This is a genomic window from Actinomadura sp. NBRC 104425 (assembly GCF_030269545.1).
GTDB lineage: Bacteria > Actinomycetota > Actinomycetes > Streptosporangiales > Streptosporangiaceae > Spirillospora > Spirillospora keratinilytica.
On sequence record NZ_BSTN01000002.1, the window covers coordinates 565,407 to 591,643 of the forward strand.

Annotated in this window: 24 protein-coding genes; 20 read left to right on the plus strand and 4 right to left on the minus strand. The window is 74.4% G+C overall.

Annotated features, from left to right (window positions below; genetic code table 11):
• Positions 1–72: 72 nt before the first annotated feature.
• The gene (locus QSK22_RS05655) at positions 73–522 is read right to left on the minus strand and encodes a hypothetical protein (RefSeq protein ID WP_285492870.1); all 450 of its coding nucleotides are present in this window, start codon (positions 520–522) and stop codon (positions 73–75) included.
• Between the two features lie 419 nt (positions 523–941).
• On the opposite strand from QSK22_RS05655, the gene QSK22_RS05660 reads away from it, so the two are divergent.
• The 7 genes from QSK22_RS05660 (at position 942) to QSK22_RS05690 (ending at position 8,559) form a co-directional block, all read left to right on the plus strand.
• The gene (locus QSK22_RS05660; RefSeq protein WP_285492929.1) at positions 942–2,219 is read left to right on the plus strand and encodes a replication-associated recombination protein A; all 1,278 of its coding nucleotides are present in this window, start codon (positions 942–944) and stop codon (positions 2,217–2,219) included.
• A 313-nt stretch (positions 2,220–2,532) separates the two neighbouring features.
• On the plus strand, positions 2,533–2,964 hold the full coding sequence (locus tag QSK22_RS05665) for a DUF948 domain-containing protein (protein ID WP_285492871.1): 432 nt from the start codon (positions 2,533–2,535) through the stop codon (positions 2,962–2,964).
• On the plus strand, positions 2,961–3,287 hold the full coding sequence (locus QSK22_RS05670) for a DUF6167 family protein (protein WP_285492872.1): 327 nt from the start codon (positions 2,961–2,963) through the stop codon (positions 3,285–3,287). The genes QSK22_RS05665 and QSK22_RS05670 overlap by 4 nt, the downstream gene beginning before the upstream one ends.
• 2 nt (positions 3,288–3,289) lie before the next feature.
• Positions 3,290–5,959 carry an alanine--tRNA ligase gene (gene alaS, locus QSK22_RS05675; RefSeq protein WP_285492873.1) on the plus strand — a complete coding sequence of 890 codons (2,670 nt, stop codon included), beginning with the start codon at positions 3,290–3,292 and terminating at the stop codon, positions 5,957–5,959.
• Between the two features lie 106 nt (positions 5,960–6,065).
• Positions 6,066–6,524 carry a Holliday junction resolvase RuvX gene (ruvX, locus tag QSK22_RS05680; RefSeq protein ID WP_285492874.1) on the plus strand — a complete coding sequence of 153 codons (459 nt, stop codon included), beginning with the start codon at positions 6,066–6,068 and terminating at the stop codon, positions 6,522–6,524.
• The gene (gene mltG / locus QSK22_RS05685) at positions 6,521–7,726 is read left to right on the plus strand and encodes an endolytic transglycosylase MltG (RefSeq protein ID WP_285492875.1); all 1,206 of its coding nucleotides are present in this window, start codon (positions 6,521–6,523) and stop codon (positions 7,724–7,726) included. Before ruvX ends, mltG begins: the two co-directional genes overlap by 4 nt.
• A complete protein-coding gene (locus QSK22_RS05690; protein ID WP_285492876.1) occupies positions 7,726–8,559 on the plus strand; it encodes a shikimate dehydrogenase in 834 nt (277 codons plus the stop codon). Before mltG ends, QSK22_RS05690 begins: the two co-directional genes overlap by 1 nt.
• 32 nt (positions 8,560–8,591) lie before the next feature.
• Here the strand turns inward: QSK22_RS05690 and QSK22_RS05695 are convergent, their stop codons facing one another.
• Positions 8,592–9,956 carry a prenyltransferase/squalene oxidase repeat-containing protein gene (locus tag QSK22_RS05695; RefSeq protein ID WP_285492877.1) on the minus strand — a complete coding sequence of 455 codons (1,365 nt, stop codon included), beginning with the start codon at positions 9,954–9,956 and terminating at the stop codon, positions 8,592–8,594.
• A 191-nt stretch (positions 9,957–10,147) separates the two neighbouring features.
• On the opposite strand from QSK22_RS05695, the gene QSK22_RS05700 reads away from it, so the two are divergent.
• On the plus strand, positions 10,148–10,918 hold the full coding sequence (locus QSK22_RS05700) for an HIT family protein (RefSeq protein WP_285492878.1): 771 nt from the start codon (positions 10,148–10,150) through the stop codon (positions 10,916–10,918).
• On the opposite strand, the gene QSK22_RS05705 is transcribed toward QSK22_RS05700, so the two are convergent.
• Both QSK22_RS05705 and QSK22_RS05710 read right to left on the minus strand, forming a co-directional pair.
• Positions 10,867–11,934, minus strand: a complete 1,068-nt coding sequence (locus tag QSK22_RS05705) for a carbohydrate kinase family protein (protein ID WP_285492879.1) — start codon at positions 11,932–11,934, stop codon at positions 10,867–10,869. The genes QSK22_RS05700 and QSK22_RS05705 overlap by 52 nt on opposite strands.
• A complete protein-coding gene (locus tag QSK22_RS05710; RefSeq protein WP_285492880.1) occupies positions 11,931–12,482 on the minus strand; it encodes an NUDIX domain-containing protein in 552 nt (183 codons plus the stop codon). Before QSK22_RS05710 ends, QSK22_RS05705 begins: the two co-directional genes overlap by 4 nt.
• A 490-nt stretch (positions 12,483–12,972) precedes the next feature.
• Here QSK22_RS05710 and infC point away from each other — a divergent pair, with 490 nt between their 5' ends.
• The 12 genes from infC to argB all read left to right on the plus strand — a co-directional run bounded on the left by infC (position 12,973) and on the right by argB (position 26,225).
• Complete coding sequence (gene infC / locus QSK22_RS05715) at positions 12,973–13,608, plus strand: translation initiation factor IF-3 (RefSeq protein ID WP_285492881.1); 636 nt, start codon at positions 12,973–12,975, stop codon at positions 13,606–13,608.
• Positions 13,609–13,833: 225 nt separating this feature from the next.
• Positions 13,834–14,028 (plus strand): 50S ribosomal protein L35, encoded by a 195-nt coding sequence (gene rpmI / locus QSK22_RS05720; protein WP_285492882.1) that lies wholly within the window; start codon positions 13,834–13,836, stop codon positions 14,026–14,028.
• Between the two features lie 72 nt (positions 14,029–14,100).
• Positions 14,101–14,478 (plus strand): 50S ribosomal protein L20, encoded by a 378-nt coding sequence (gene rplT / locus QSK22_RS05725; protein WP_285492883.1) that lies wholly within the window; start codon positions 14,101–14,103, stop codon positions 14,476–14,478.
• Between the two features lie 17 nt (positions 14,479–14,495).
• Positions 14,496–15,320, plus strand: a complete 825-nt coding sequence (locus QSK22_RS05730) for a TrmH family RNA methyltransferase (protein WP_285492884.1) — start codon at positions 14,496–14,498, stop codon at positions 15,318–15,320.
• 360 nt (positions 15,321–15,680) lie between these two features.
• The gene (locus QSK22_RS05735; RefSeq protein WP_285492885.1) at positions 15,681–16,034 is read left to right on the plus strand and encodes an STAS domain-containing protein; all 354 of its coding nucleotides are present in this window, start codon (positions 15,681–15,683) and stop codon (positions 16,032–16,034) included.
• Positions 16,035–16,181: 147 nt separating this feature from the next.
• Positions 16,182–17,258: a sensor histidine kinase gene (locus tag QSK22_RS05740; protein WP_285492886.1), complete on the plus strand. Its 1,077-nt coding sequence runs from the start codon at positions 16,182–16,184 to the stop codon at positions 17,256–17,258.
• A 124-nt stretch (positions 17,259–17,382) separates the two neighbouring features.
• Entirely contained in the window at positions 17,383–18,492 is a 1,110-nt protein-coding gene (gene pheS / locus QSK22_RS05745; protein ID WP_285492887.1) for a phenylalanine--tRNA ligase subunit alpha, read from the plus strand.
• Positions 18,492–20,969: a phenylalanine--tRNA ligase subunit beta gene (gene pheT, locus QSK22_RS05750; protein ID WP_285492888.1), complete on the plus strand. Its 2,478-nt coding sequence runs from the start codon at positions 18,492–18,494 to the stop codon at positions 20,967–20,969. Before pheS ends, pheT begins: the two co-directional genes overlap by 1 nt.
• 359 nt (positions 20,970–21,328) lie before the next feature.
• Positions 21,329–22,969, plus strand: coding sequence for an ABC-F family ATP-binding cassette domain-containing protein (locus QSK22_RS05755; protein ID WP_285492889.1), 1,641 nt, complete (start codon positions 21,329–21,331; stop codon positions 22,967–22,969).
• Between the two features lie 153 nt (positions 22,970–23,122).
• The gene (gene argC, locus QSK22_RS05760) at positions 23,123–24,151 is read left to right on the plus strand and encodes an N-acetyl-gamma-glutamyl-phosphate reductase (protein WP_285492930.1); all 1,029 of its coding nucleotides are present in this window, start codon (positions 23,123–23,125) and stop codon (positions 24,149–24,151) included.
• A complete protein-coding gene (gene argJ, locus QSK22_RS05765; RefSeq protein WP_285492890.1) occupies positions 24,148–25,302 on the plus strand; it encodes a bifunctional glutamate N-acetyltransferase/amino-acid acetyltransferase ArgJ in 1,155 nt (384 codons plus the stop codon). The genes argC and argJ overlap by 4 nt, the downstream gene beginning before the upstream one ends.
• Positions 25,303–25,325: 23 nt before the next feature.
• Positions 25,326–26,225, plus strand: a complete 900-nt coding sequence (gene argB, locus QSK22_RS05770) for an acetylglutamate kinase (protein ID WP_285492931.1) — start codon at positions 25,326–25,328, stop codon at positions 26,223–26,225.
• Positions 26,226–26,237: the final 12 nt, after the last annotated feature.

The window sequence follows — 26,237 nt, forward strand, 5'->3', positions numbered from 1 at the left end:
ATGGCCGTAGGGCGGCAGGGCCGCACGGCGTATGCGGCGAGCGGGGAAGGCCCTGGCCCTACGGCCGGGCCGTCACAGCCTCAGCACCTGGAGAGCGGCGAGGGAAGGCGGGGAGGGCGGACCGGTCGCCGGAGGGGCGAGGACCCGGTGCCCCCGGGGCACCCGGAACCCGCGCGTGCGCAGCCGCCCCACGGTCAGCGCGAGCGTCACCAGGCTGATCAGCACGGCGAGGCCCAGGCACGCGTGGGCGGGGCTCAGCGGAGGGAGGTCGACCGGGGCCTTCAGGGTCGTCGCCAGGGGCGCCGTCGCGGGATGCGCGGGGTGCGCCCGCTGCGAGGGGCCGCCGGCCTGCGCGGCGGCGGCCGCGGACGGCACCGACAGGGCGTGCTGGGTGCACACGCGCAGCGGCGCCCCGTGCCCCAACCCGTAGCTGGACAGGAGCCCGGCCACCACGAACAGCGCCACGAGCAGGCCGGCCAGCCCGTGGCGCCGCTGCGAGGCGGCGGCCGCCGTGCGGGTCACCGATTCACCTCCGGGCGATGCCAACGCGGTCACGGCCAACGCGGTCACGGCGCTCGGCGTGACCGGCACGACCGGCCTGACGGACCCGGCCGAGCGATCAACGCCGCGCCGCGGTGCCGAGTTCCCCGCCGCGCGGGGCCGGACCGGTCGATATCGGAACGGTACCGTCATTCCGGGCAGTGCTGTCCCGCCCTCCGGGGGCGCCAGGAGCCCTGCCGGAGATGTCGGGCCGGCGGGATAGTGTTCGGAGGGTGAGCAGGGCGCGACCAGACCAGCCGGAGGGGCTTTTCGACGACCCGCTGGAGGAGATCGCGGGCGGTCGCGCGGCCGAACCGGCCGCCGCCGCGCCGTCCGCCGCGGGTGCAGCGGGTCCGGCGGGCGCGCACCCGGCCGGCGCCCGCGAGCCGCTGGCGGTGCGGATGCGCCCGCGCGGCCTGGACGAGGTGGTCGGCCAGTCGCACCTGCTCGGCCCGGGCACCCCGATCCGCCGGCTCGTCGACCGCGACCAGCCCATGTCGCTGGTGCTGTGGGGCCCGCCCGGCACCGGCAAGACCACCCTCGCCACCGTGGTCAGCCGCGTCACCCGGCGCCGCTTCGTGGAGATCTCCGCCGTGACCGACGGCGTCAAGCGGGTCCGCGCCGAGATCGACCTGGCCCGCCGCGAGCTGGGCATGACCGGCCGGCAGACCGTCCTGTTCGTCGACGAGGTGCACCGCTTCAACAAGGCCCAGCAGGACGCGCTGCTGCCCGCGGTGGAGAACCGCTGGGTGTCGTTCATCGGCGCCACCACCGAGAACCCGTTCTTCTCGGTGATCAGCCCGCTGCTGTCCCGGTCGCTGCTGCTCACCCTGGAGCCGCTCGGCGAGGACGAGCTGCGCGAGGTGGTGCGCCGCGCGCTGACCGACGAACGCGGCCTGGCCGGGGCGACGAGCCTGGAGGCCGCCGCCGAGGACCACCTCATCCGCCTGGCCGGCGGCGACGCCCGGCGCGCCCTGACCTACCTGGAGGCCGCCGCCCTGGTCGCCGGGGACGGCCGGCCGATCACCGTCGCGGTGCTGGAGAAGGCGGTCGACCGGGCCGCGGTGCGCTACGACCGCGAGGGCGACCAGCACTACGACGTCGTCAGCGCGTTCATCAAGAGCATCCGCGGCAGCGACGTCGACGCCGCCCTGCACTACCTGGCCCGCATGCTGGAGGCGGGGGAGGACGCCCGGTTCATCGCCCGCCGGCTGATCGTGCACGCCAGCGAGGACATCGGCATGGCCGACCCCACCGCCCTGCAGACCGCCGTCGCCGCCGCGCAGGCCGTGGAGTTCGTCGGGCTGCCCGAGGCCCGCATCAACCTGGCCCAGGCCGTCATCCACCTGGCCGTCGCGCCCAAGTCCAACGCCGTGGTCACCGCCGTGGACGAGGCGGTCGGCGACGTCCGCCGCGGCCTGGTCGGCCCCGTCCCCGCCCACCTGCGCGACACCCACTACAAAGGAGCCGCCAAGATCGGGCACGGAGAGGGCTACAAGTACGCCCACGACTACCCCGGCGGCGTCGTGCGCCAGCAGTACGCGCCCGACCCGGTGCGGGGACGCGAGTACTACCGGCCCACCCGCCACGGCGCCGAGGCCCGCTTCTCGGAGATCGTCGACCGCATCCGCTCCGTGCTGCGCGGCCGCGCCCGCGACACACCGCCCGGAGCCCGCTGACCCGCCGCCCGGAGCCCGCCGGCCGCGCCCCTCGCACGGCCCCGCGCGGCCCCCGCGCAGCCCCGTCGAGGCGGCCCCCGGCGCCCCGGCGACGCGATGTAGGAATTCATTCGGGCATCGCCGGTGTTCGCCCGATAACCTGCCCTGCGACACCCCGGTCACACGGGACCGCGGCGCCCCGGTCCGCCCGCGGCGGGCCGCCGCGTTGCGCGCCCCCGGCGGCCGCGCACCCGCGCTCCGCCGGCCGGTGCCCACGGTAAGGTCTGTCAGACCGGACCAGCCAGCCCGAAAGACACAGCGAACGGAAGTCCTGATGCTCACAGGTGGACAGCTCGCGGGCCTCATCGTGGCCGTGTTCTGGGCCGTGCTCGTCTCCTTCCTCGCCTACACGCTGCTGCGGCTCGCCCGGCTGCTGCGCGAGGCCGGCGACCTGGTCGCCGACATCGCCGACCAGGCCGGTCCGCTCATGGAGGACATGACCCGCACGGTGCGCCGCGCCAACGAGCAGCTCGGCCGCACCGACGTGATCACCAAGCAGGTCGCGGGCGTCACCCAGAACGTCTCGGCCGTCACCACCGTGATGACCTCCGTGGTGGGCGGCCCGCTGGTGAAGGCGGCGGCGTTCTCCTACGGGGTCCGCAAGGCGCTGGCCGCCCGCTCCGAGGCGGGCCGCGCCGCCGGCCGGTCCGAGCTGGCGCCCGCCCCCTCCCGCAACGGCGCCAGGAGCAGGGGGCGCGGGCGATGAAAAGGCTGTTCTGGCTCTCGGTCGGCGCGGGCGCCGGCATCTACGCCAGCCACCGGGTCAGACGCCGGATGGAGCGCCTGGTGCGCACCTGGTCGCCCGAGGGCGTGGCGGCCCGCGCCGTCACCGCCGGACACGACATGGGGGATCGGCTGAGGCATTTCGCCGACGACGTCCGTAGAGAGATGCGGAACCGCGAGGCGGAACTGCGGGAGGCCGTGCAGATCGACACCGTGCCGATCGACCCCGGGCCGGATCCGACCCGGCGGCGCCGGGTGCTCAAGGCGCGTTACACGATCATCGACGACGACAAGGATGGCCACTGATCATGGAGTCGGCAGAAGTCGCACGCCGCTTCCTTTCGTTCTTCGAACGGCGCGGGCACACCGTGGTGCCCTCGGCCAGCCTGGTCGCCGAGGACCCGACCCTGCTGCTGGTGAACGCCGGCATGGTCCCGTTCAAGCCGTACTTCCTCGGCCAGCGCACTCCGCCCTCGCAGCGGATGACCAGCGCCCAGAAGTGCGTGCGCACCCCGGACATCGACGAGGTCGGCAAGACCACCAGGCACGCCACCTTCTTCCAGATGCTGGGCAACTTCTCCATCGGCGACTACTTCAAGGAGGGGGCGATCCCCTTCGCGTGGGAGCTGCTGACCACGCCGCAGTCCGACGGCGGGTTCGGCTTCCCCGAGGACAGGCTGTGGGTCACCGTCTTCCAGGACGACGACGAGGCCGCCGACATCTGGCACACCAAGGTGGGCGTGCCGGTTGAGCGCATCCAGCGCCGCGGGCTGGCCGACAACTACTGGCACATGGGCGTGCCCGGGCCCGGCGGCCCCTGCTCGGAGATCTACTACGACCGCGGCCCCGACTACGGCCGCGAGGGCGGGCCGGTCGCCGACGAGGACCGCTACCTCGAGGTCTGGAACCTGGTCTTCATGCAGTCGCAGCTGGCGGCGGTGCGCAGCAAGACCGACTTCGACATCGAGGGCGACCTGCCCGCCAAGAACATCGACACCGGCATGGGCCTGGAGCGCATGGCCGCGATCCTGCAGGGCGTCGACAACATCTACGAGACCGACACCCTGCGCAAGATCCTCGACCGCGCCGCCGAGCTGACCGGCGCCCGGTACGGCCGCGACGCCCGCGCCGACGTGTCCCTGCGGGTCGTCGCCGACCACGTGCGCAGCGGCACGATGATGGTCGCCGACGGCATCCGGCCCGGCAACGAGGGCCGCGGCTATGTGCTGCGCCGCATCCTGCGCCGCTCCATCCGCAACCTGCGGCTGCTGGGCGGCCAGGACGCCGGGCTGATGCACGAGCTGACCGCGGTGGCGATCTCCGTCATGGGCGAGCAGTACCCCGAGCTGGTCCGCACCGCCGCCAACATCCACACGGTGATCGACGCCGAGGAGGAGTCGTTCCTGGCGACCCTGCGCACCGGCACCGCGATCTTCGACACCGCGGTGGCGGAGACCCGCCGCGCGGGCGGCAGCACGCTGCCGGGCGAGCAGGCGTTCAAGCTGCACGACACCTACGGCTTCCCCATCGACCTCACCCTGGAGATGGCCGCCGAGCAGGGCCTGACCGTCGACGAGGCGGGCTTCCGCCGGCTGATGGCCGAGCAGCGGGAGCGGGCCAAGCGCGACGCGGCCGCCAAGAAGACCGGCAACCTGGACGTGTCGGTGCTGGACGAGCTGCTCACCAGCGCGGGCGGCCGGGTCGACTTCGTCGGCTACGAGAGCGTCACCGGCGAGGCCCGGCTGGTCGGCCTGCTGGTCGGCGGCGCGGGCGTGCCCGCCGCGGGCGAGGGCACCGAGGTCGAGGCGGTGCTCGACCGCACCCCGTTCTACGCCGAGGGCGGCGGCCAGCTCGCCGACCAGGGCGTCATCCGGCTCGGCAACGGCGCGGTCATCGAGGTCCGCGACGTGCAGTCGCCGCTGGCCGGGCTGATCGTGCACCGCGGCGTGGTGGCCGGCGGCGAGGCCCAGGTCGGCGACTCCGCCTACGCCGAGATCGACGTGGAGCGGCGCCGGGCGATCTCCCGGTCGCACTCGGCCACCCACATGGTGCACGCCGGGTTCCGCCGCGCGCTCGGCGAGTCGGCCGCGCAGGCGGGTTCGGAGAACTCCCCGGGCCGGTTCCGGTTCGACTTCACCGCCGCCGGGGCCGTGCCGCACAGCGTGCTGCGCGACGTCGAGGACGAGGTCAACGCCGTGCTGGTGGACGACCTGGACGTGCGGGCCTTCCACACCTCCCTCGACCAGGCACGGGCCATGGGCGCGCTGGCGCTGTTCGGCGAGAAGTACGGCGACGAGGTCCGCGTCGTGGAGATCGGCGACTACTCGCGCGAGCTGTGCGGCGGCACCCACGTGCACCGGTCCGGGCAGCTCGGCCTGGTCAAGATCCTCGGCGAGTCGTCCATCGGCGCCGGGGTGCGCCGGGTCGAGGCGCTGGTCGGCATCGACGCCTTCCGCTTCCTGGCCCGCGAGAGCGTGCTGGTCGCGCAGCTGGCCGAGCAGATGAAGGCGCGCAAGGAGGAGCTGCCCGAGCGGATCTCCGGCGTGGTGGCGCGGCTGCGCGAGGCCGAAAAGGAACTGGAGCGGCTGCGCTCGCAGCAGGTGCTGGCCGTCGCCGGGTCGCTGGCCGACGGCGCCCGGGACGTGGGCGGCGTGGCGTTCGTCGGGCACCGCGCGCCCGACGGCACCGTCGCCGACGACCTGCGCAAGCTCGCCGTGGACGTGCGCGGGCGGCTGGCCGCCCGGCCCGCCGTCGTCATGGTCGCGGGCGTGCCCAAGGACCGTCCGGTCGTGGTCGTCGCCGTCACCGAGGGCGCGCGCGAGCGCGGCCTGAAGGCGGGCGCGCTGGTCGGCGTGGCCGCCAAGGCGCTCGGCGGCGGCGGTGGCGGCAAGGACGACCTCGCCCAGGGCGGCGGCTCCGACGCCGGCGCCGTCGGCGAGGCGCTGGCCGCCGTGGAACGGGCCGTAGGGGCCGCGTGAGCGCCATGGTCGCGCGAGGGCACGGCATGGGCGCGCACCCCGCCCGCGGGCGCCGCCCGGGACGCCGCTCACGGGAGCGCCGTCCGCGGCGGAGCGGAGCACGGCCATGAGGCAGGGCGTCCGGCTCGGCATCGACGTGGGCACCGTCCGCATCGGCGTCGCCCGCAGCGATCCCGCCGGCATACTCGCCTCGCCGCTGGAGACGGTGCGGCGCGGCAAGGGCGACCTGGACCGCCTTGCCGCGCTCGCCGCGGAGAACGAGGCCATCGAGGTGGTCGTGGGCCTGCCCACGTCGCTGTCGGGACGGGAGGGGCCCGCCGCCGAGGCGGCCCGGCGGTTCGCCGCCGAGCTCGCCGAGCGGCTGGCCCCCGGCACCGTCCGGCTGTGCGACGAGCGGCTCACCACCGTCACGGCGGAGGCCGGACTGCGCGCCGGGGGCGTGCGCGGCCGGGCGCGCCGCCAGGTCGTCGACCAGACGGCCGCCGCTGTTCTGTTGCAATCGGCCCTGGACGGGGAAAGGTTGACGGGGCGCCCCCCAGGCGAGATCGTCCGGGGAGGCTCATGAACGACTTGGATCTGTTCTCCGACCCCTACGGGGACAGCCCCCGGGGGCACGGGGGCTACGACGAGGCAGCGCGGCGGCGGCAGGCGCCGCCGCCCGGCGGCCGCCGCGCCGCCCGCAGGCGGCAGCGCCGCAAGCGCCGCAACAGCCGCGCCGCCGTGCTGTTCGCGCTGGCGTTCCTGGTCGCGGTGGGCGGCACCGGCGGGGTGCTCGGCCTGGCCTGGGTGGACGCCCGGCTGCATCCGCCGGACTACGAGGGCTCGGGCACGGGCTCTGTCACGGTCCAGATCAAGGAGGGCGACAGCGGTTCGAGCATCGCCGCCGCCCTGCAGACCCACGGCGTGGTCAAGAGCGCCCGCGCGTTCGTGAAGGTGTACGGCAAGGAGCCCAAGGCGGCCACCATCCAGCCGGGCTTCTACCAGATGCGCAAGCGGATGTCGTCGGCCGCGGCGATGGCGCTGCTGCTCGACCCCAAGTCGCGGGCGAGCAACCAGATCACCATCCCCGAGGGGCTGCGCGCGACCCAGGTCGTCCAGCAGCTGTCCCGCAAGACCGGCATCCCGCAGTCCGAGTTCACCAAGGTGCTGCGGAGGCCGACCGGGCTGGGCCTGCCTTCGTACGCCAAGGGCAACGTCGAGGGCTACCTGTGGCCGGGCCGCTACGACCTGAACCCCAACGCCTCGGCGGAGGAGATCCTCAAGCAGATGGTGGACCGGTTCAAGCAGGCCGCCGACCGGCTGGACCTGGAGAACCGGGCCAAGTCCGCGGAGATCCCCATGTCGCCCGGCTCGGTGGTCATCATGGCCAGCCTGATCCAGGCCGAAAGCGGCCGGGACTCGGATATGCCGAAGATCTCCCGGGTCATCTACAACCGGCTGCAGCACGAGCCCGAGCCGATGTACCTCAAGCTCGACAGCACCACGCTGTACGGGCTGAACAAGTTCGGGTACGTGGCCAGCAGCTCGGACATCCGCTCGCAGAGCCCGTACAACACCTACCAGCATCCGGGGCTGCCGCCGGGCGCGATCTCCAACCCGGGCGAATCGGCCATCGAGGCGGTGTTCGAGCCCGAGCCGGGCGACTGGCTGTGGTTCGTCGCCACCGACCCCAAGAACCGGATCACCGAGTACGCCGACACCGAGGCCGAGTTCAACCGGCTGCGCGCCAAGCTGAACGCGTACCTGCAGAGGAACGGGGGGAACTAGTGCCGCACGCCCTCGTCGCGGGCTCCCCGATCGCGCACTCGCTGTCCCCGGTGCTGCACCGGGCCGCGTACGCCGCGATGGGCCTGGACGACTGGACGTACGACGCGGTCGAGTGCGCCGAGGAGGGCCTGCGCGCCCTTCTCGGCGGGCTCGGCCCCGGCTGGGCCGGGCTGTCGCTCACCATGCCGCTCAAGCGGGCGGCGCTGGCGTCGGCCGACACGGTGTCGGACCTGGCGGCCGCGGTGGGCGCCGCCAACACCCTGGTGCCGCGCGACGGCGGCCTGCACGCCGACAACACCGACGTGTACGGCATCGTCACCGCGCTCACCGAGGCCGGGCTGGGCGAGCCCGCGTCGGTGCTGGTGCTGGGCGGCGGCGCGACGGCCGCGTCCGCCCTGGCCGCGCTGGCGCAGCTCGGCGTCACCGGGGCGCGGCTCGCGGCGCGCCGCCCCGAACGCGCCCGCGGCGCCGCCGAGGCCGGACGGCGGTTCGGCCTGGCCGTCGAGGTCGCCCCGCTCGACCGGCTGTCCGACCTGCTCGCCGTCGACCTGGTGGTCTCGACGCTGCCCGCGGGCGCCGCCGACCCCTACGCCGACCCGGTGGCCGGGTCCGGCGCCGCCCTGTTCGACGTGGCGTACGGGCGGCCGACGCGGCTGACCGGAGCGGTGCGAAGCGCCGGCGCCACGGTCGTCGACGGCTTCCCCATGCTGCTCCACCAGGCCGTGCAGCAGGTGCGGCTGATGACCGGACGCGACGACGTGCCGGTCGAGGCGATGCGCGCCGCCGGCACCGCCGAGCTGCGCCGCCGCGCGCGCGTCCCCCAGGACGCCTGACGCCGCCCCCGCCGCCTGCGCCGCCGTCCCCCTCACTGGGCGATCGGCGGCGGCTCCGCGCCCTGCTGTCCGGGCGCGGGAAGCGCAGGCGGCGGGGAACGGCGCCGCTTGGCCGTCTCGTGCGCGGTCGTCATCACCATCGGCAGAATGACGCTCAGCCAGAAGTCCTTCCACCCCCACGTGCCGGTGGCCACGCCGCCCAGGCTGCCCACCGCCACCAGGGCGAGCAGCACCCTGCTCCAGTTGCGCCGCAGATACGGCACCACCTGGACCCGCAGCCCCTGGGAGGGGAGCAGGGCCGCCAGGGGGCGGTCGCGGGCGTGCGAGCGCTGCACCACGGCCGCGTCCGGAAGCCAGTGAAGCACGTCCCCGGACCCGGCCAACGGCATCCGGGTCAGATCCACCAGCGCCTCCAGACGCCACCACAGCGTCCACAGCGACGTGCGGCCGTTGCCGGGCAGGCCGTTCCACCGGGGCGCGGCCACCTCGCCGTGCACCAGCGTGCGGAACGCGCGGCCCACCGTGGGGCCGTGCACGCCGCGCGGGTCGCGCAGCAGCGCCGACAACGCGATCGGCAGGCCGAAATGCCACAGCGCCAGCCGCCACACCGGCCGCGTGTCCGGCCCGTTGGGCGCCACGTCGTAGGTCTCGATCCAGGTGTGCGAGTCCTCGGCGTCCAGGTTGGCGCGCAGCCAGTCGTAGGCGGCCAGCAACCGGTCGTCGCGCTGCCCGGGACGCGCCTCCGCCAGGGTCAGCAGCGCGAACGCGGTGTGCGTGACGGTCGGGCCCGCCGCCCGCGTCGGCCCCCACGCCGGGCGCCTGCTCGTACGGTCGGACGTCAGCCACTCCACGCCCCGCTCGACCGCGGGATGGTACGGGTTGAGCCGGGTCAACGCGCGCAGGGCCAGGCACGTCTGCCACACCCGCGACGGACACCCGTACAGCGACCCCCAGCCGCCGTCCGGATTCTGGTTGTTCAGCAGCCACCGGTAGGCGCGCCGGATGTCGGGTGCGTCGTCGCGCAGGTCGCAGCGCGCGCATGCCAGAAACCGCGCGATCCACGCCGTCGCCTCCACGACGGGCAGGCCCAGGCTGGTCCGGGTGGCCCAGCCGCCGTCCCTGAGGCGGTCGGCGGAGGATGTCTGGCGCGCGGCCAGATACGCCAGCCCCTCGTCGAAGTGCTCGAACGACCGGCCCGCCTCCGTGAACGCCAGCAGGCCCACCGCCGTCGCGGTCGCCCCCGGGTCGGGGCGCGTCAGGTCGTGGTACCAGCCGCCGCCGACGTCGTCGTCCGGGGCGTAGGTGCGGCGCAGCACGTCGAGCGACTCGTTCAGCCGGGCGTGGAGCACGGCCATGTCGATGCTGGGGGAGGCGCCGGCGGTCGGTGAGGTCGTCACGGTGAAGCGATCTTTGTCAACATGGCCGTCATCTCTTGTGTATGTTCCCGTTAGGCCATGGTTCTGCACCCCCGACGTGCGCAGGCTCTGGCCGGCCGCACCTCACGGAGAGGTAGATCTACCGCATCAGTAGCACGCCGCAGGGCACGTTCTGGGACGCCCCCGTCCCGTTCATGCTCCCAGGAGGCGTCGTGGCCGAACCCGCGATGCGCGCCGACCCCCGAACCGGCCCCCAGACGGACTGCGTCCTGTGCCCCCCGCTCCGATTCCGCTTCAACGCCATGGCCGACCTGCCCGGACACGGCTGCGTCCTGGCCGCCGACGACGTGTTCCTGCTCATGCCCGACCTGGCGCCGCTCACCGACGGGCACCTGCTGCTGGTGACGACCGGCCACCACCAGTGCGCGGCGGCGTTCAGCGCGTCCCTGTGGGGGCGCGCGCTGCGCTGGCGCCGCCACGTCGCCCGCCTCTACACGGCCGCCTACGGCGCCGCCGACATGCTGGTCATGGAGCACGGCCCCGGCAGCCCCCAGGGCGGAGGCGCGTGCATCGACCACGCCCACTGGCACATGCTGCCGACCACGGCGAGCGTACGGGCCGTGCTGGAGGAGCAGGGGCTGCGCGGCGAGACCGCCACGCACCGGGCGCTGCGCGCATGCTTCCGTGCCCGCCGCTCCTACCTTCTGGTGGAGGAACGCGGCCACGCCGTCATGTACCCGGCGGACGGAGTCCCGCGCCAGTACCTGCGCTGGGCCGCCGCCGTGGCGCTGAGCCGCCGCACCGGCGGCACGGCACCGGACGTGTGGCGCTGGCAGGAGATGTTCGGCCTGCCGCAGAGCAGGGACCGCTTCCTGCGCACGCTCGCCGCCATGCGCGCGGCCGTCGCGGCGGCCGGCCCCCACGGGGCGGGTCAGCGCCTCCCCGGTACGCCCCCGCTGGAACGCAACGACAGCCACCAGTAGAGCTCCCCGGCCGCCAGCCGGTCACCGAACCCCGTGCGGCGCACCCCCGGCCCGTAGCCCGTCGGGTACTCCACGAGCACGTGCTCGCGCCGGTACGCCACCACGTCCTCCAGCGAGCTGGGGCCGTGGCGCAGCAGCCACAGCGGCCGTCCCCCCACCATGCGGTCCAGCACCGGCAGCATGTCCCGCACGCCGGACGCGTCGCACGGCACCGGCAGCCCCAGCAGCCGGGCCAGCGTCGGCACCTCGGTGATCACCACGTCGGCCGCCTCCAGCACCGGCACCGCCTCGGCGGCGGGCAGCCTGCGGTCGACGTCGTGCGGCACCAGGTCGAACGCCACCAGCGTGCCGGCCTCCCGCGCGATGCGCACCGCCGCCCGCAGCGCCGCCCGCGACACCGGCGCCAGCAGGGCGTAGCCGTCGGCGAACAGGGCGTCCGCGCGCCGGATCGCCGGGGCCGCCCGGTGCACCTCGCTCTCGGTCAGGCGGCGGCCCGGGCCGTGGTCGTCCACCACCAGCAGCCGCACCCCGCGCCGCCCGTCCGGCCCGCCCCGGCCGTCGCCCCGGCCGCGCGCGGGCGGCTCGGCCCCGTCGCGCAGCATCACCGCCACGCCGTTGGCCGCGCCCGGCTCCACGCACAGCAGGTCGCGCACGCCCATCCGCCGCAGCTCGCGCCGGATCACCGGGGTGAACGCATCGTCGCCGATCTTGCCCAGCACCGCCACCCGGCGGAAGTAGCCGGCGGCGCACCGGGCCATGTTCACCGCGGTGCCCGCCACCACCGCCCGGGCCGGGGCGTAGGCCAGCCGGTCGGCGGCCACGTCGGCGAAGCGCACGCCGGGCAGGTCCGCCCGCGCCTCGATCATCACGTCGCCCAGCACGACCAGGCGGAACCGGCGCTCGGCGGCGCCGTCCAGCCCCGGCCACGCGACGGGCGAGGACGCGGCCGCCCGGCCGCCTGGGGAAACGGCCCGGCCGCCGGGGGAGGGGGCCGCCCCGGAGCAGTCCCCGGTCACCCTGCCGCCGGGTGCAGCCGCAGGAACGCCCGCATCACCGGCCGCAGGTCGGGGATCAGGTCGAACCCGGCCAGCAGGCCCAGCGGCACCCAGGCCGGTTCGCTCAGGTGGTCGTCGGGCATCTGGTGCTCCATGGTGATCTCCGTGGTCACCGCGCGGCAGGTGCGGGCGACCGCCACCACCCTGACCAGCACGCGCCCGCCGTCCGGGTCCGGCGGCCCGCCGTGTCGGCCGCCGTGCCGGCCCGCGGGCGCCCGGCCGGGCATGAACCACTGCCACATGTGGAACGGCGGCCCCGGATCGACCTTGAGGCCGACCTCCTCCCACACCTCGCGCCGGATGTGGTCGTCGAGGTCCAGGTCGCCGGCCACCTCCAGACGGCCGCCCGGCACCTCCCACCGGCCCGGATGCAGCGGGTCGGAGACGGACTTGCGCACCAGCAGCAGCCGGTCGTCATGGACGATGAAGGCCTTCTGTGCGAACTCCAGCCGGACCGGGGAGCCGGTCAGGTCGGCGGTCGTGACGGCCTCGCTCCTGAAAACGGGCATCGCGGGAATTCTTTCCGTGCGGCCGGCCCACGGCGTCCCCTGGGCAGCACCAAGGTAACAAGGGCGCCGCCGGCGGCACAGGGCGCGCCGGTCAGTTCTGATGTGCCTTTCACGGGAAGCCGGTTGTGCCCCCTGCGGCGGCCGAACGGGAATGAACGGGGCGTGCCGGAGGTTTGCCACAGTGACGTACAACACGGCATGACGCACGCGTTCCGGCCCGCTTGTCGATCGGGCGGCGACGCCGGGTGGGGCGCATCAGGACCCGGTAGGTGATAGTCTTGGTGGTCGACCGATCCGGCATGGGTGTCCGAGTGTTCACCCGGGCCGGGCGCAAGCGGAGGCCACCTCCCACCTGACCGGCCGTTGCAGGCCGGTGGGTCTCGGTTCGGCGGACGGGCGCCGGAGGCGTCCGGCACGCCGTCGTCCCCGGGCATCGTCCCGAGGGCGGCCGAAGGTGGCCCCGCATGCGATGCCGTGCGGGGCTTTTCGTATGGGAGGCCCTGGGTACGACCGGTCCGAAGACTTGGAGCAACGGCCCCTAGGAGGTCCCATCAGCGCCGAACCGCGTATCAACGAGCGCATCCGAGTGCCCGAGGTCCGGCTCGTCGGTCCGAACGGCGAACAGGTGGGCATCGTGCCCATCGCCAAGGCCCTTGAACTCGCGCGCGAGGCCGACCTCGACCTCGTCGAGGTGGCCCCCACGGCGCGCCCGCCCGTCGCCAAGCTCATGGACTACGGCAAGTTCAAGTACGAGTCCGCGATGAAGGCGCGAGAGGCGCGCAAGAACCAGGCGCACACGGTCATCAAGGAGATCAAGCTCCGACCGAAGATCGACCCGCACGACTACGAGACCAAGAAGGGTCACGTGGTGCGGTTCCTCAAGGCCGGCGACAAGGTCAAGGTCACGATCATGTTCCGTGGCCGCGAGCAGTCCCGGCCCGAACTGGGCTTCCGCCTGCTGCAGCGGCTCGCCGACGACGTCGAGGAACTCGGTTTCGTCGAGTCCCGGCCCAAGCAGGACGGGCGGAATATGATCATGGTGATCGGGCCGCACAAGAAGAAGGCGGAGGCCCGGGCCGAGCGCGCGGCGGCCCGCTCGCAGAAGCCGGGGTCCGGTTCGGCCTGAGCCGGTCCCGCCTCGGCCCCGCCGCACGCCGCCCTCCGGCGGCGCGGCCGGGCCGCGCGGACGGCCGTCCGGCCGTTCCGTGTGGACCCTGCGCTCATGCAGGGTCGAGACGCACGTACATTGAAGCCTGATCCAGGCGCGTCCCCAACGGGACCCGTGGGGCGCGCCGGTCAGGCGCGCCCCCGTGCACCCGGGGGCCCGGAGTTGAGGGAGACGACGGCGACCATGCCGAAGACCAAGACGCACAGCGGCGCCAAGAAGCGGTTCAAGCTGACCGGCTCCGGCAAGGTGATCCGCCGCCGCGCCAACCGCAACCACCTGCTCGAGCACAAGCCCAGCAAGCGGACCCGGCGCCTGGACGGCACGGTCGTGGTGTCCCAGGCCGACGCCAAGAACCTCAAGAAGCTGCTGCGCAAGTAGTGGCCGCGCCCACCGGATCTGTACGACCGGCCGAGGGCCAGGCTGCCCCGGCCCCCACGAAGGAGTAGTCACGTGGCACGCGTGAAGCGGGCGGTGAACGCCGCCAAGAAGCGTCGGGTCGTCCTGGAGCGGTCGAGCGGCTACCGCGGTCAGCGGTCGCGCCTGTACCGCAAGGCCAAGGAGCAGCAGCTCCACTCGATGACCTACGCCTTCCGGGACCGCAAGGACCGCAAGGGCCAGTTCCGGAGGCTGTGGATCCAGCGCATCAACGCCGCCGCCCGCGCCAACGGCATGACCTACAACCGGTTCATCCAGGGCCTGAAGGCCGCCGAGGTGGACGTCGACCGGCGCATGCTGGCCGAGCTGGCGGTCAACGACGCCGCGGCGTTCGCCGCCCTCGTGCAGGTGGCCAAGAAGGCGCTGCCGGCGCAGGGCTCGGCGGCCGCCTGACCGGGCCCGGACCGACGATGGCGAGCGGCGAGCTGACCTCCGTCCGGTCTCCCCGGGTCAAGGCGGCTCGCCGGCTCGCCAAACGCGCGTTCCGGCGCCGCGACCGCCGCTTCCTGGCGGAGGGACCGCAGGCGGTGCGCGAGGCCCTGGAGGTCCCCGGGCGCCTGGCCGAGCTGTTCACCACCGCCGAGGCCGAGTCGCGGCACCGCGACCTGGTGCGCGCCGCCGAACGGGCCGGCGTGCCGGTGCTGCGGGTCAGCGGCGAGGTCATGGCCGAGCTCGCGCAGACCGTCACCCCGCAGGGCCTGCTGGCGGTGTGCGAGTTCGTGGACGTCCCGCTGGAGGGCGCGCTGAACGCCGCGCCCCGGCTGGTGACGGTGCTCGCGCACGTGCGCGACCCGGGCAACGCCGGCACGGTGCTGCGCACCGCCGACGCCGCCGGATCCGAATCAGTGATCTTCACCGACGCCTCGGTGGACCCCTACAACGGCAAGTGCGTGCGGGCCTCGGCGGGCAGCCTGTTCCACCTGCCCGTCGTCGTCGGGCCGCGGTTCGGCGACCTGATGCCCGCGCTGCGCGGCGCCGGCCTGACCGTGCTGGCCGCCGACGGGGCGGGCAAGCGCACCCTGGACGAGGCGATCGACGACGGGCTGCTGGCCCGCCCCGCCGCCTGGGTGTTCGGCAACGAGGCGTGGGGGCTGCCCGAGGAGATCCTCGACAGCGTCGACGACGTGGTGCGCGTGCCGATCTACGGCCGCGCCGAGAGCCTCAACCTGGCCACGGCCGCGGCCGTATGCCTGTACGCCTCCGCCCGCGCCCAGCGCGCGGGCCGGGAGGGCTAGTTCCGCGCCGTCTGTGCGCACTATTACCGGTGGCCGGATGCGGCCGCCATTGGCCCCGCCGAAACCCGGGTGAACTGGGAAGATGGTTTCCCGCCGGGCGGCGCCGCGGGGGAATCGGCGCGCGTTCGGGCTCGTTCCGGAGGAGGAGCGGGAACCACCCGGACGGCGGATCTCAGGCGTCGTACCCGATGCCTACCGTGAGGGGCGAGAGCGGCGACGAGGCCGCGGAATATGGGGGCGGACATGATGACCGACGATTGCAGGCCGACGCGGCGCGCGCGCCTGGGACGGCGGCGCCCGGAGATGCGGTGCAGGGCGGGGGCGGTCCGAAGGCCGCCGGGCGCGGCGCCGGGGCTGCGGGTGAGCGTCGCCGACGTCTTCACCGACGCCGCCGTCGTGACCGTCGAGGGCGAGATCGACCTGGGCACCGCCGCGACGCTGCGCGGCGAGCTGCTGGCCCTGCACGCCGCGGGCCGCCGCGGCCTGGTGGTCGACTTCGCCGGGGTGCGCTTCTGCGACGCCAGCGGCCTGGGCGCGCTGGTCGCCGCGCACAACCGGGTGACCGCCGGCGGCGGCCGCATCCGCCTGGCCCGCGTCCGCCCGCAGCAGGCGCGGCTGCTGCGCATCACCGGCCTGGACCGGCTGTTCCCCACCCACGACGACCTGGCCGAGGCGGTCGCCGCCGCCCGCTCCTCCACCGCATCCGCGGGGTAGCGCCGGCCGGCGGCATGTACGCCGGGGACACAAATAGCTTGCCGGGGCGGGGCCTGCGGGTGCCGTGAGACGCCGGTGTGCGGCTAGAGTCTCCTCTCGTAAAGACTCGGAAAGGCCGCGATTCCCAACCGGTGACTGGAGGCCGTCGTGGGCGGAGAGCGCTCCCCGGAGCTGTCCGGGCGCGAGGCTCTCGACGATCTGCCCGACGGGGTGCTGGTGGCCGACCGCACCGGGCGGGTCGTGGCGTTCAACGCCGCCGCCGCGCGGATGACCGGCGTCCCGGTGCGCGCGGCACTCGGCCGCGACTTCCGCGACGTGCTGCCGCTGCGCGACGCCGAGGGCCGCGACTGGTGGAAGTGCCTGGCCCCCTACGAGGGCCTGGCGACCCGCACCCGGCACCCCGAGCGGTCGCTGTACCTGCCCGACGGCACCGAGCTGCTGGTGACCGCCGGCTACCGGCGCGGCGAGGGCCGGCGGGTGGAACGGTTCACCGTGTGCCTGCGCGACGCCGCCCAGCGCGCCCGCCGCGAACGCGACCGCGCCGACCTGGTGTCCACCGTCGCGCACGAGCTGCGCTCCCCGCTGACCAGCGTCAAGGGGTTCACCGCCACGCTGCTGGCCCGCTGGCACCGCTTCAACGACGACCAGAAGCGGGTCATGCTGGAGACGGTCAACGCCGACGCCGACCGCGTCACCCGGCTGATCACCGAGCTGCTGGACGTCTCGCGCATCGAGGCCGGGCGGCTGGAGATGCGCCGCCAGGTGGTCGATCTGGCCGAGGAGGTCCGCAAGGTGATCGCCGGACGGGTCGCGGCCGGCGACTCCGAAGACCGGTTCCGGTTCCAGACGCGCGGCCCTCTCCCGGAAATGTGGCTCGACCCGGACAAGATCGGGCAGATCATCGGTAACTTGGTGGAAAACGCGGTGCGGCACGGCGCCGGAACGGTCACCATAGTGGTGGAGCCGGACGTGCACGGGGAGGGAGCGGTCGTGTCGGTGCGCGACGAGGGCGAGGGCATCCCGCCCGAGGCCGCGCAGCGCGTCTTCCGGCAGTTCTGGCGCGGCCCCGGAGGCAACCGGCGCCGCGGCACCGGCCTCGGCCTCTACATCGTCAAAGGCCTGGTGGAGGCGCACGGCGGCACGATCACCGTGCAGCGCGCCCCGGGCGGCGGCGCCGAGTTCCGATTTACCTTGCCCGCCGGGGCTCCCGACTACGCCGTCTGAAGCGGCGCCGCGAGCCGCCGAGCGGGCCGACACCGGAGATCGTTTCCGCCGCGTCCCGGGATCGCGCCGCAGATGGCGCCACTAGACTCGGGGCGTTCCACGCCGACCGGAGTTGTCAACCACCATGTCTGCACCCAACAAGTCCTACGACCCTGTCGAGGTGTCCGCGCTGGCGCCCGAGGAGGTCGAGCGGGCCCGCGACGAGGCGCTGGCCGCCATCGCCGCGGCCGCCGACCTCGACGAGCTCAAGCAGGTCCGCCTGGCGCACGCCGGCGACCGCTCCCCGCTGGCCCTGGCCAACCGCGAGATCGGCGCGCTGCCCCCCGCGGCCCGGGCCGAGGCGGGCAAGCGCGTCGGCGCCGCCCGCGGCGCGGTCGGCAAGGCCCTCAAGGAGCGCCAGGCCGAGCTGGAGGCCGAGCGCGACCGGCGCGTGCTGATCGAGGAGACCGTCGACGTCACGCTGCCGTGGGACCGCGCCCCGCGCGGCGCCCGGCACCCGCTGACCACGATCGCCGAGCGCATGGCCGACGTGTTCGTCTCCATGGGCTTCGAGATCGCCGAGGGGCCCGAGGTCGAGGCGGGCTGGTTCAACTTCGACGCGCTGAACTTCAAACCCGACCACCCGGCGCGCACCATGCAGGACACCTTCTTCGTCGGCTCGGAGGACACCGACCTGGTGCTGCGCACCCACACCTCGCCGGTGCAGGTGCGCTCGCTGCTGGAGCGCGACCTGCCGGTGTACGTGGTGGTGCCGGGCCGCACGTACCGCACCGACGAGCTGGACGCCACGCACAGCCCGGTCTTCCACCAGCTGGAGGGCCTGGCGGTCGACGAGGGCCTGACCATGGCCGACCTGCGCGGCGCGATCGACGCGTTCGTCGGCGGCATGTTCGGGGAGGGCCTGGCGACGCGGTTCCGCCCGTCGTACTTCCCGTTCACCGAGCCGTCGGCCGAGGTGGACATGCAGTGCTTCGTCTGCCGGGGCGCGTCGGTCGAACGGGGCGCCGAGCCGTGCCGCACCTGCTCCTCGGAGGGCTGGATCGAGCTGGGCGGCTGCGGCATGGTCAACCCGCGGGTGCTGGTGGCCTGCGGCATCGACACCGAGCGCTACAGCGGCTGGGCGTTCGGGCTGGGCGTCGAGCGGACGCTGATGTTCCGCCACGGCGTCGAGGACATGCACGACATGGTCGAGGGTGACGTGCGGTTCACCCTTCCGTTCGGGATGGAGATCTGATGCGGGTCCCGCTTTCGTGGCTGCGGGAGTTCGTCGAGCTGCCCGCGGACGTCACCGGCCGCGACCTGGCCGCCCGGCTGATCGAGGCGGGCCTGGAGGTCGAGACGGTCGAGCAGGCCGGCGCCGACGTCGTCGGCCCGCTGGTGGTCGGCGAGGTGCTGGCCATCGAGGAGCTGACCGGGTTCAAAAAGCCGATCCGGTACTGCCGGGTCGATGTGGGGCGGGCCAACGGCACCGGCGAGCCGCAGAACATCATCTGCGGCGCCACCAACTTCGCCGTCGGCGACCGCGTCGTGGTGGTCCTGCCCGGCGGCGTGCTGCCCGGCGGGTTCCGGATCGGCGCGCGCAAGACCTACGGGCGCATGTCCGAGGGCATGATCTGCTCGGTGCGCGAGCTGGGCATCGGCGACGACCACGCCGGCATCCTGGTGCTGCCGCCCGACGCGCCGGTCGGCGCCGACGCGATCGAGCTGCTCGGCCTGCGTGACGACGTGCTCGACATCGCCGTCACGCCCGACCGCGGCTACGCGCTGTCGATCCGCGGCGTGGCGCGCGAGGCCGCCATCGCCTACGACGTGCCGTTCCGCGATCCGGCCGACGTCGAGCCGCCCGACGACACCGCCGAGGCCCACCCGGCGGGCGTCGCCGACCCGACCGCCTGCGACCGGCTGGTGCTGCGCCGGGTGCGCGGCCTCGACCCGAGCGCGCGCACGCCCATGTGGATGCAGGTGCGGCTGTTCCGCGCCGGGATGCGGCCGGTGTCGCTGGCGGTGGACGTCACCAACTACGTGATGCTGGAGCTGGGCCAGCCGCTGCACGCCTACGACGGCGGCAAGCTGGCCGGCCCGATCGTGGTGCGCCGCGCCCGCGAGGGCGAGAGCCTGGAGACGCTCGACCACGTCAAGCGCGACCTGCACCCCGAGGACATCCTCATCACCGACGACTCCGGGCCGATCGGCCTGGCCGGCACCATGGGCGGCCTGGCCACCGAGATCGACGAGGCGTCGACCGACATGGTGATCGAGGCGGCGCACTTCGACGACATCGGCGTGGCGCGCATGGTCCGCCGGCACAAGCTGCACAGCGAGGCGTCGTACCGGTTCGAGCGCGGCGTCGACCGCGAGCTGCCGCTGTACGCCTCGTACCGGGCGGTGCGGATGCTGGCCGAGCTGGGCGGCGCCGAGATCGTCCCGGGCGTCACGCACGTGCAGTCCCCGGCCCCCGCGGCCACCGTCACCATGCGGGCCGACCACCCGGGGCGCGTCGCGGGGGTCGCCTACGACCGGGCGGCGGTGGTGCGCCGCCTGGAGCAGGTCGGCTGCACGGTGGAAGGCGGGGACGTGCTGACGGTGACGCCGCCGTCGTGGCGCCCCGACCTCACCGACCCCAACGACCTCGCCGAAGAGGTCATCCGGCTGGAGGGCTACGAGAACATCCCGGCGCGGCCGCCGCGTCCCGTCGCCGGGCGCGGCCTGACCCCCGCCCAGCGGCTGCGCCGCCGCATCGGCCGGGCGCTGGCGGGCGCGGGCTACGTCGAAACGCTGAACTTCCCGTTCGTCGCCGAACGCGACTGGGAGGCGCTGCAGCTGCCCGCAGACGACCCGCGGCGCACGGCGCTGCGGCTGGCCAACCCGCTGTCGGAGGACGAGCCGCTGCTGCGCACCACGCTGCTGCCGGGGCTGCTGCGCACGCTCGCCCGCAACGTGGGCCGCGGCTTCCCCGACGTGGCGCTGTTCGAGCTCGGCCTGGTGTTCCGGCCGCGTCCGGGCGCGCCGGAGCGGGCGCCGCGGCTGCCGGTCGACCGCGGGCCGACCGCCGAGGAGCTCGCCTCGCTGGAGGTCGCACTGCCCGACCAGCCGCTGCGCGCCGCCGTGGTGCTGGCGGGCGAGCGGGACCGCGCCGGCTGGTGGGGTCCGGGCCGCCCCGCCGGGTGGGCCGACGCGATCGAGGCCGCCCGCGTGGTGGCGCGCGAGGCCGGGGTCGAGCTGACGGTCAAGGCCGACCAGCACGCGCCGTGGCACCCGGGCCGCTGCGCCGCCCTGTACGTCGGCGACACGCTGGTGGGGCACGCCGGCGAGCTGCACCCGCGCACCGTCAAGGCGTACGGCCTGCCGCCCCGCACCTGCGCGATGGAGCTGGAGGTGCGCCGCCTGGGCGAGCCGGGCGCGACGCGGGCGCCGCTCGTGTCGTCCTACCCGGTCGCGACCCAGGACGTGGCGCTGATCGTCGACGCGGACGTGCCCGCGGCGCAGGTCGAGGCGGCGCTGCGCGAGGGCGCCGGGGAGCTGCTGGAGTCGGTGCGGCTGTTCGACGTCTACACCGGCGAGCAGGTGGGGGAGGGGCGCCGGTCCCTGGCCTACACGCTGCGGTTCCGCGCCCCCGACCGCACGCTGACCGCCGAGGAGGCGGGCGCCGCCCGCGACGCGGCCGTGGCCCTGGCCGCCGAGCGCACCGGCGCCGTCCTGCGCGGTGCGTGAGCCCCGCCCTCTGAGGGGGTTTCGACGCGACGAGGCAAACGGCCCCGCACCCTGCTGCGCGGTGCGGGGCCGTTTTTTCTTCTGCGCCCGGGAACAACCCCTGAAACCTTTGTGTTGGAAGGGGCGTCCGGCTACACTGGATCGGTCTTATCGTCGCCCGGCAGGGGAGTCCGTTGGAGAACTGAGGTCGCCGACACCGCGCGGCACCACGCCCAAGGCGTGACGCGCGCACGCGATCTCAGGCGAGGACCTTCCGTCCCGGGCTTTTTTGCTGCCCGCGCGCCGTCCGTGCGCGCGTCCCGCGGTGTCTCCACGTGTTCCGCATCCGATGTCGACGCGTTCATGGAGGGCCGCCCCTGATGTCTTTTTCCATCGTCTGTTCGGACCTGTCGTTCGCCTGGCCGGACGGCACCGTCGTGCTGGACGGGCTGGACGCCGCGTTCGGCACCGGCCGCACCGGCCTGATCGGCGTCAACGGGTCCGGCAAGTCCACGCTGCTGCGGCTGATCGCCGGGGAGCTGCGGCCGGCGTCCGGGACGGTGCGGGTGGCCGGGCGGGTCGGCCACCTGCCGCAGAACCTGCCGCTCGGCACCGCCCGCACCGTGTCCGACCTGCTCGGGATCACCGCGACCCGCCGGGCGCTGCATGCCATCGAGCGGGGCGAGGTCACCGAGGAGCACTTCGCCGCCGTCGGCGACGACTGGGACGTGGAGGAACGCGCCCGCGCCCAGCTCGACCGACTCGGCCTGGCGCACCTCGGCCTGGACCGCACGGTGGCGGCGCTGTCGGGCGGGGAGGCGGTCATGGTGGGGCTGGCCGCGCTGCTGCTGGCCCGTCCCGACGTCCTGCTGCTGGACGAGCCCACCAACAACCTGGACCTGGACGCCCGGCGCCGCCTGTACGACGCGGTCGCCGCCTGGCCGGGCGTGCTGGTGGTGGTCAGCCACGACCGGCGGCTGCTGGAGCTGGTCGACGAGATCGCCGACCTGCGCGACGGCGCCGTCCGCACGTTCGGCGGCAACCTGCCGGCCTACGAGGAGGTGCTGGCGGTGGAGCGGGAGGCGGCCGAACGCGCCGTCCGCTCGGCCGAGTCGCATCTGCGGCGGCAGCGGCGCGAGCTGGAGGAGGCGCGGGTGAAGCTGGCCCGCCGCGTCCGCTACGGCGACAAGATGTACGACAACAAGCGGGAGCCGAAGGTCGTCATGAACTCGCGCAAGCGGGAGGCGCAGGTGTCGGCGGGCAAGCACCGCATCATGCACGAGCAACGCCTGGCCGACGCGCGCGAGCGGCTCGCCGAGGCCGAGGAGGCGGTCCGCGAGGACGAGGAGATCCGGGTCGAGCTGCCCGCCACCGAGGTCCCGGCGGGCCGCACGGTGCTGACCGTCACCGGGCTGCGCGCGCCGGAGCCGGGCTCCCTGGCGGAGCTGGTCGTGCGGGGTCCGGAGCGCATCGCGCTGGTCGGTCCGAACGGCTCGGGCAAGACGACGCTGCTGCGCGCGATCGCCGACGCGGCGGTGCCCGAGGCGCCGCCCGAGGCGGGGGCGGTCGCGGCGGGCACGGCCGTCCGGACGGGCGTGGCGGGCGTGCGGTACCTGCCGCAGCGCCTCGACGTCCTGGACGACGGGCTCAGCGTGGTCGACAACGTGCGGGCCTTCGCCCCGTCGGCGTCGGTGAACGCGGTGCGGGCCGGGCTGGCGCGGTTCCTGTTCCGCGGCGCCCGCGCCGACCGGCTCGCGGGCACGCTGTCGGGCGGCGAGCGGTTCCGGGCGGTGCTGGCGGCGCTGCTGCTGGCCGAGCCCGCCCCGCGGCTGCTGCTGCTGGACGAGCCGACCAACAACCTGGACATGGCCAGCGTGCGCAGGCTTGGGGAGGCGCTGGACGCCTACCGGGGCGCGCTGATCGTGGTCAGCCACGACCTGCCGTTCCTGCGGACGCTGGGCATCACCCGCTGGCTGCGCATGGACGCTGCCGCCGGACTGTCGGAGGTCGATCCCATGTGAGCCGGATATGAGCTGGATATGAACGGGTATGACCCGGAACGATACGGTCTCCTGCCGCCGCCGACGGGGTGTAATGACGCCCTCGCCTTTGCATATTCATCCATCATGATGCATACTCTTGCCGAACAAGGGTGAGAGAAGGGCGGGGTGCGGATGGGCATCCGGGCGGCGGTGGCGGGAGCCAGCGGCTACGCGGGCGGAGAGATCCTGCGGATCCTGGCGGGCCACCCCGAGTTCGAGATCGGCACGGTGACGGCGGGCGCCAACGCGGGCACGCCGCTGGGCGCGCACCAGCCGCACCTGCGTCCGCTGGCCGGGCGGGTCCTGGCCGAGACCACACCGGACGTCCTGGCCGGGCACGACGCGGTCTTCCTGGCGCTGCCGCACGGCCAGTCCGCGGCGATCGCCGAGCAACTGGGCGACGACGTGCTGGTGGTCGACTGCGGTGCCGACTTCCGCCTGGCCGACCCCGCCGACTGGGAGCACTTCTACGGCACCCCGCACGCCGGCACCTGGCCCTACGGGCTGCCCGAACTGCCCGGCCACCGCGAACGCCTGCGCGGCACCCGCCGCATCGCCGTGCCCGGCTGCTACCCGACGGCCGTGCTGCTGGCGATGTACCCGGCGTTCGCCGCCGGGCTGGCCGAGCCCGACGTCGTGGTCGTCGCCGCGTCCGGCGCCTCCGGCGCGGGCCGCGCCCCCAAACCGCACCTGCTGGGCAGCGAGGTCATGGGCTCGGTCAGCGCCTACGGCGTCGGCGGCGTCCACCGGCACACCCCCGAGATGGCGCAGGGCCTCGGCGCCGTCGCCGGCGAGCCGGTCACCGTGTCGTTCACGCCCACGCTGGCGCCCATGAGCCGCGGCATCCTGGCCACCTGCACCGCCCGCGCCCGGCCCGGCGTCACCGCCGAAACGCTGCGCGCCGCCTACGAGAGCGCCTACGCGGGCGAGCCGTTCGTCGGGCTGCTGCCCGAGGGCACCTGGCCCGCCACGTCCATGACCCTGGGCGCGAACACCGCGCTCGTGCAGACCGCCCTCGACGAGCGCGCCGGACGCCTCGTCGTGGTCGCCGCCATCGACAACCTCGCCAAGGGCACCGCCGGAGGCGCCGTGCAGAGCGCCAACCTCGCCCTCGGCCTGCCCGAAGAACTCGGACTCACCACGATCGGAGTGTCCCCGTGAGCGTCACCGCCCCCCGCGGATTCCGCGCCGCCGGCGTCGTCGCCGGGCTCAAGGACGGCGGAACCCGCGACCTGGCCCTGGTCGTCAACGACGGCCCCTCCCGCGCGGCGGCCGGCGTCTTCACCCGCAACCGCGTGAAGGCCGCCCCCGTCCTGTGGTCCCAGCAGGTCCTCAAAGGCGGCCGCGTGCGCGCGGTGGTGCTCAACTCCGGCGGCGCCAACGCCTGCACCGGCGCGCCCGGGTTCCAGGACACCCACGCCACCGCCGAGAAGGCCGCCGAGCTGCTGGCCGACTCGGCCGGCGAGATCGCGGTGTGCTCCACCGGCCTGATCGGCGAGCGGCTGCCCATGGACAGGCTGCTGCCCGGCGTGGAGACCGCCGTGGCCGAGCTGTCGCGCGGCGACGGGGGCCTGGCCGCCGCCGACGCCATCCGCACCACCGACACCGTCGCCAAGATCGCCTTCCGGTCGGGCGACGGCTACATGATCGGCGGCATGGCCAAGGGCGCGGGCATGCTGGCGCCGTCGCTGGCCACCATGCTGTGCGTGCTGACCACCGACGCCGACCTGGACGCCGCCGCCCTCGACCGGGCGCTGCGCGCCGCCACGTCCGTCACCTTCGACCGGCTGGACACCGACGGCTGCATGTCCACCAACGACACCGTGCTGCTGCTGGCGTCCGGCGCCGCCGGCACCGCACCGGACGAGGCGGCGTTCACCGAGCTGCTCACCGACCTGTGCGCCGACCTGGCCCGGCAGCTGCTAGTCGACGCCGAGGGCGCGGCCAAGGCCATCGCCATCGAGGTCGTCGGCGCCGCCAGCGAGGACGACGCGGTCACCGTGGGCCGCTCCATCGCCCGCAACAACCTGCTCAAGTGCGCCATCCACGGCGAGGACCCCAACTGGGGCCGGGTGCTGTCGGCCGTCGGCACCACCGACGCGGTGTTCGAGCCCGACCACCTCAACGTCGCCATCAACGGCGTGTGGGTGTGCCGCAACGGCGCGGTCGGCGACGACCGCGACAAGGTGGACCTGCGGCCCCGCGACGTCACCATCACCGTCGACCTGGCGTCCGGCCCGCACAGCGCCACCGTCTGGACCACCGACCTGACCGCCGACTACGTCCACGAGAACTCGGCCTACTCGACATGAGCGACATCGTCTCCGGAGCGCGGATGCGCAAGAACCGGGCCGGGGTCCTGGACAAGGCGGAGACCCTGATCAAGGCCCTGCCGTGGCTGGAGCGCTTCCACGGCAAGACCGTCGTGATCAAGTACGGCGGGCACGCCATGACCGACGAGGCGCTGCGCTCCTCGTTCGCCGAGGACGTGGTGTTCCTGCGGTACGCCGGGCTGCGCCCGGTGATCGTGCACGGCGGCGGCCCGCAGATCAACGCCGCCCTCGACAAGCAGGGCATCGAGTCCACCTTCACCGCCGGGCTGCGCGTCACCACCCCCGAGGCCATGGAGGTGGTGCGGATGGTGCTGGTCGGGCAGGTCGGCCGGGACGTGGTCGGGCTGATCAACCGGCACGGCCCGTTCGCCGTCGGCATGTCCGGCGAGGACGCCAACCTGTTCACCGCCGAACGCAAGCACGCCGTCGTGGACGGCGAGCCGGTCGACATCGGCCAGGTCGGCGAGATCGTCGAGGTGCAGGTCGGCGCGGTGCGGGCGCTGCTGGACGACGGCCGCATCCCCGTGGTGTCCAGCGTCGCCCGCGGCGACGACGGCGAGATCTACAACGTCAACGCCGACACCGCCGCCGCCGCGCTGGCCGTCGCGCTCGACGCCGCCAAGCTGGTCGTGCTCACCGACGTGGAGGGCCTGTACGCCGACTGGCCCGACAGCGACGACGTCATCGACCGCCTCACCACCGACGAGCTGGCCGCGCTGCTGCCGAACCTGTCCTCCGGCATGGTGCCCAAGATGGAGGCGTGCCTGCACGCGGTGCGCGGCGGGGTGCCGCGCGCGCACGTGCTGGACGGCCGCGTGCCCCACTCGCTGCTGCTGGAGATCTTCACCGAGGAGGGGATCGGGACGATGGTCCTGCCCAGCCCCATGGAGGCGGACAAGTGAACGACGAGCTGA

Bases quoted from the DNA above. Each gene is read 5' to 3' on its own strand.
- QSK22_RS05660 (WP_285492929.1), top strand. From the start codon at position 942: ATGCGCCCGCGCGGCCTGGACGAGGTGGTCGGCCAGTCGCACCTGCTC.
- QSK22_RS05665 (WP_285492871.1), top strand. From the start codon at position 2,533: ATGCTCACAGGTGGACAGCTCGCGGGCCTCATCGTGGCCGTGTTCTGG.
- QSK22_RS05670 (WP_285492872.1), top strand. From the start codon at position 2,961: ATGAAAAGGCTGTTCTGGCTCTCGGTCGGCGCGGGCGCCGGCATCTAC.
- alaS (WP_285492873.1), top strand. From the start codon at position 3,290: ATGGAGTCGGCAGAAGTCGCACGCCGCTTCCTTTCGTTCTTCGAACGG.
- ruvX (WP_285492874.1), top strand. From the start codon at position 6,066: ATGAGGCAGGGCGTCCGGCTCGGCATCGACGTGGGCACCGTCCGCATC.
- mltG (WP_285492875.1), top strand. From the start codon at position 6,521: ATGAACGACTTGGATCTGTTCTCCGACCCCTACGGGGACAGCCCCCGG.
- QSK22_RS05710 (WP_285492880.1), bottom strand. From the start codon at position 12,482: ATGCCCGTTTTCAGGAGCGAGGCCGTCACGACCGCCGACCTGACCGGC.
- infC (WP_285492881.1), top strand. From the start codon at position 12,973: ATGGGAGGCCCTGGGTACGACCGGTCCGAAGACTTGGAGCAACGGCCC.
- rpmI (WP_285492882.1), top strand. From the start codon at position 13,834: ATGCCGAAGACCAAGACGCACAGCGGCGCCAAGAAGCGGTTCAAGCTG.
- QSK22_RS05730 (WP_285492884.1), top strand. From the start codon at position 14,496: ATGGCGAGCGGCGAGCTGACCTCCGTCCGGTCTCCCCGGGTCAAGGCG.
- pheS (WP_285492887.1), top strand. From the start codon at position 17,383: ATGTCTGCACCCAACAAGTCCTACGACCCTGTCGAGGTGTCCGCGCTG.
- pheT (WP_285492888.1), top strand. From the start codon at position 18,492: ATGCGGGTCCCGCTTTCGTGGCTGCGGGAGTTCGTCGAGCTGCCCGCG.
- QSK22_RS05755 (WP_285492889.1), top strand. From the start codon at position 21,329: ATGTCTTTTTCCATCGTCTGTTCGGACCTGTCGTTCGCCTGGCCGGAC.
- argC (WP_285492930.1), top strand. From the start codon at position 23,123: ATGGGCATCCGGGCGGCGGTGGCGGGAGCCAGCGGCTACGCGGGCGGA.
- argB (WP_285492931.1), top strand. From the start codon at position 25,326: ATGCGCAAGAACCGGGCCGGGGTCCTGGACAAGGCGGAGACCCTGATC.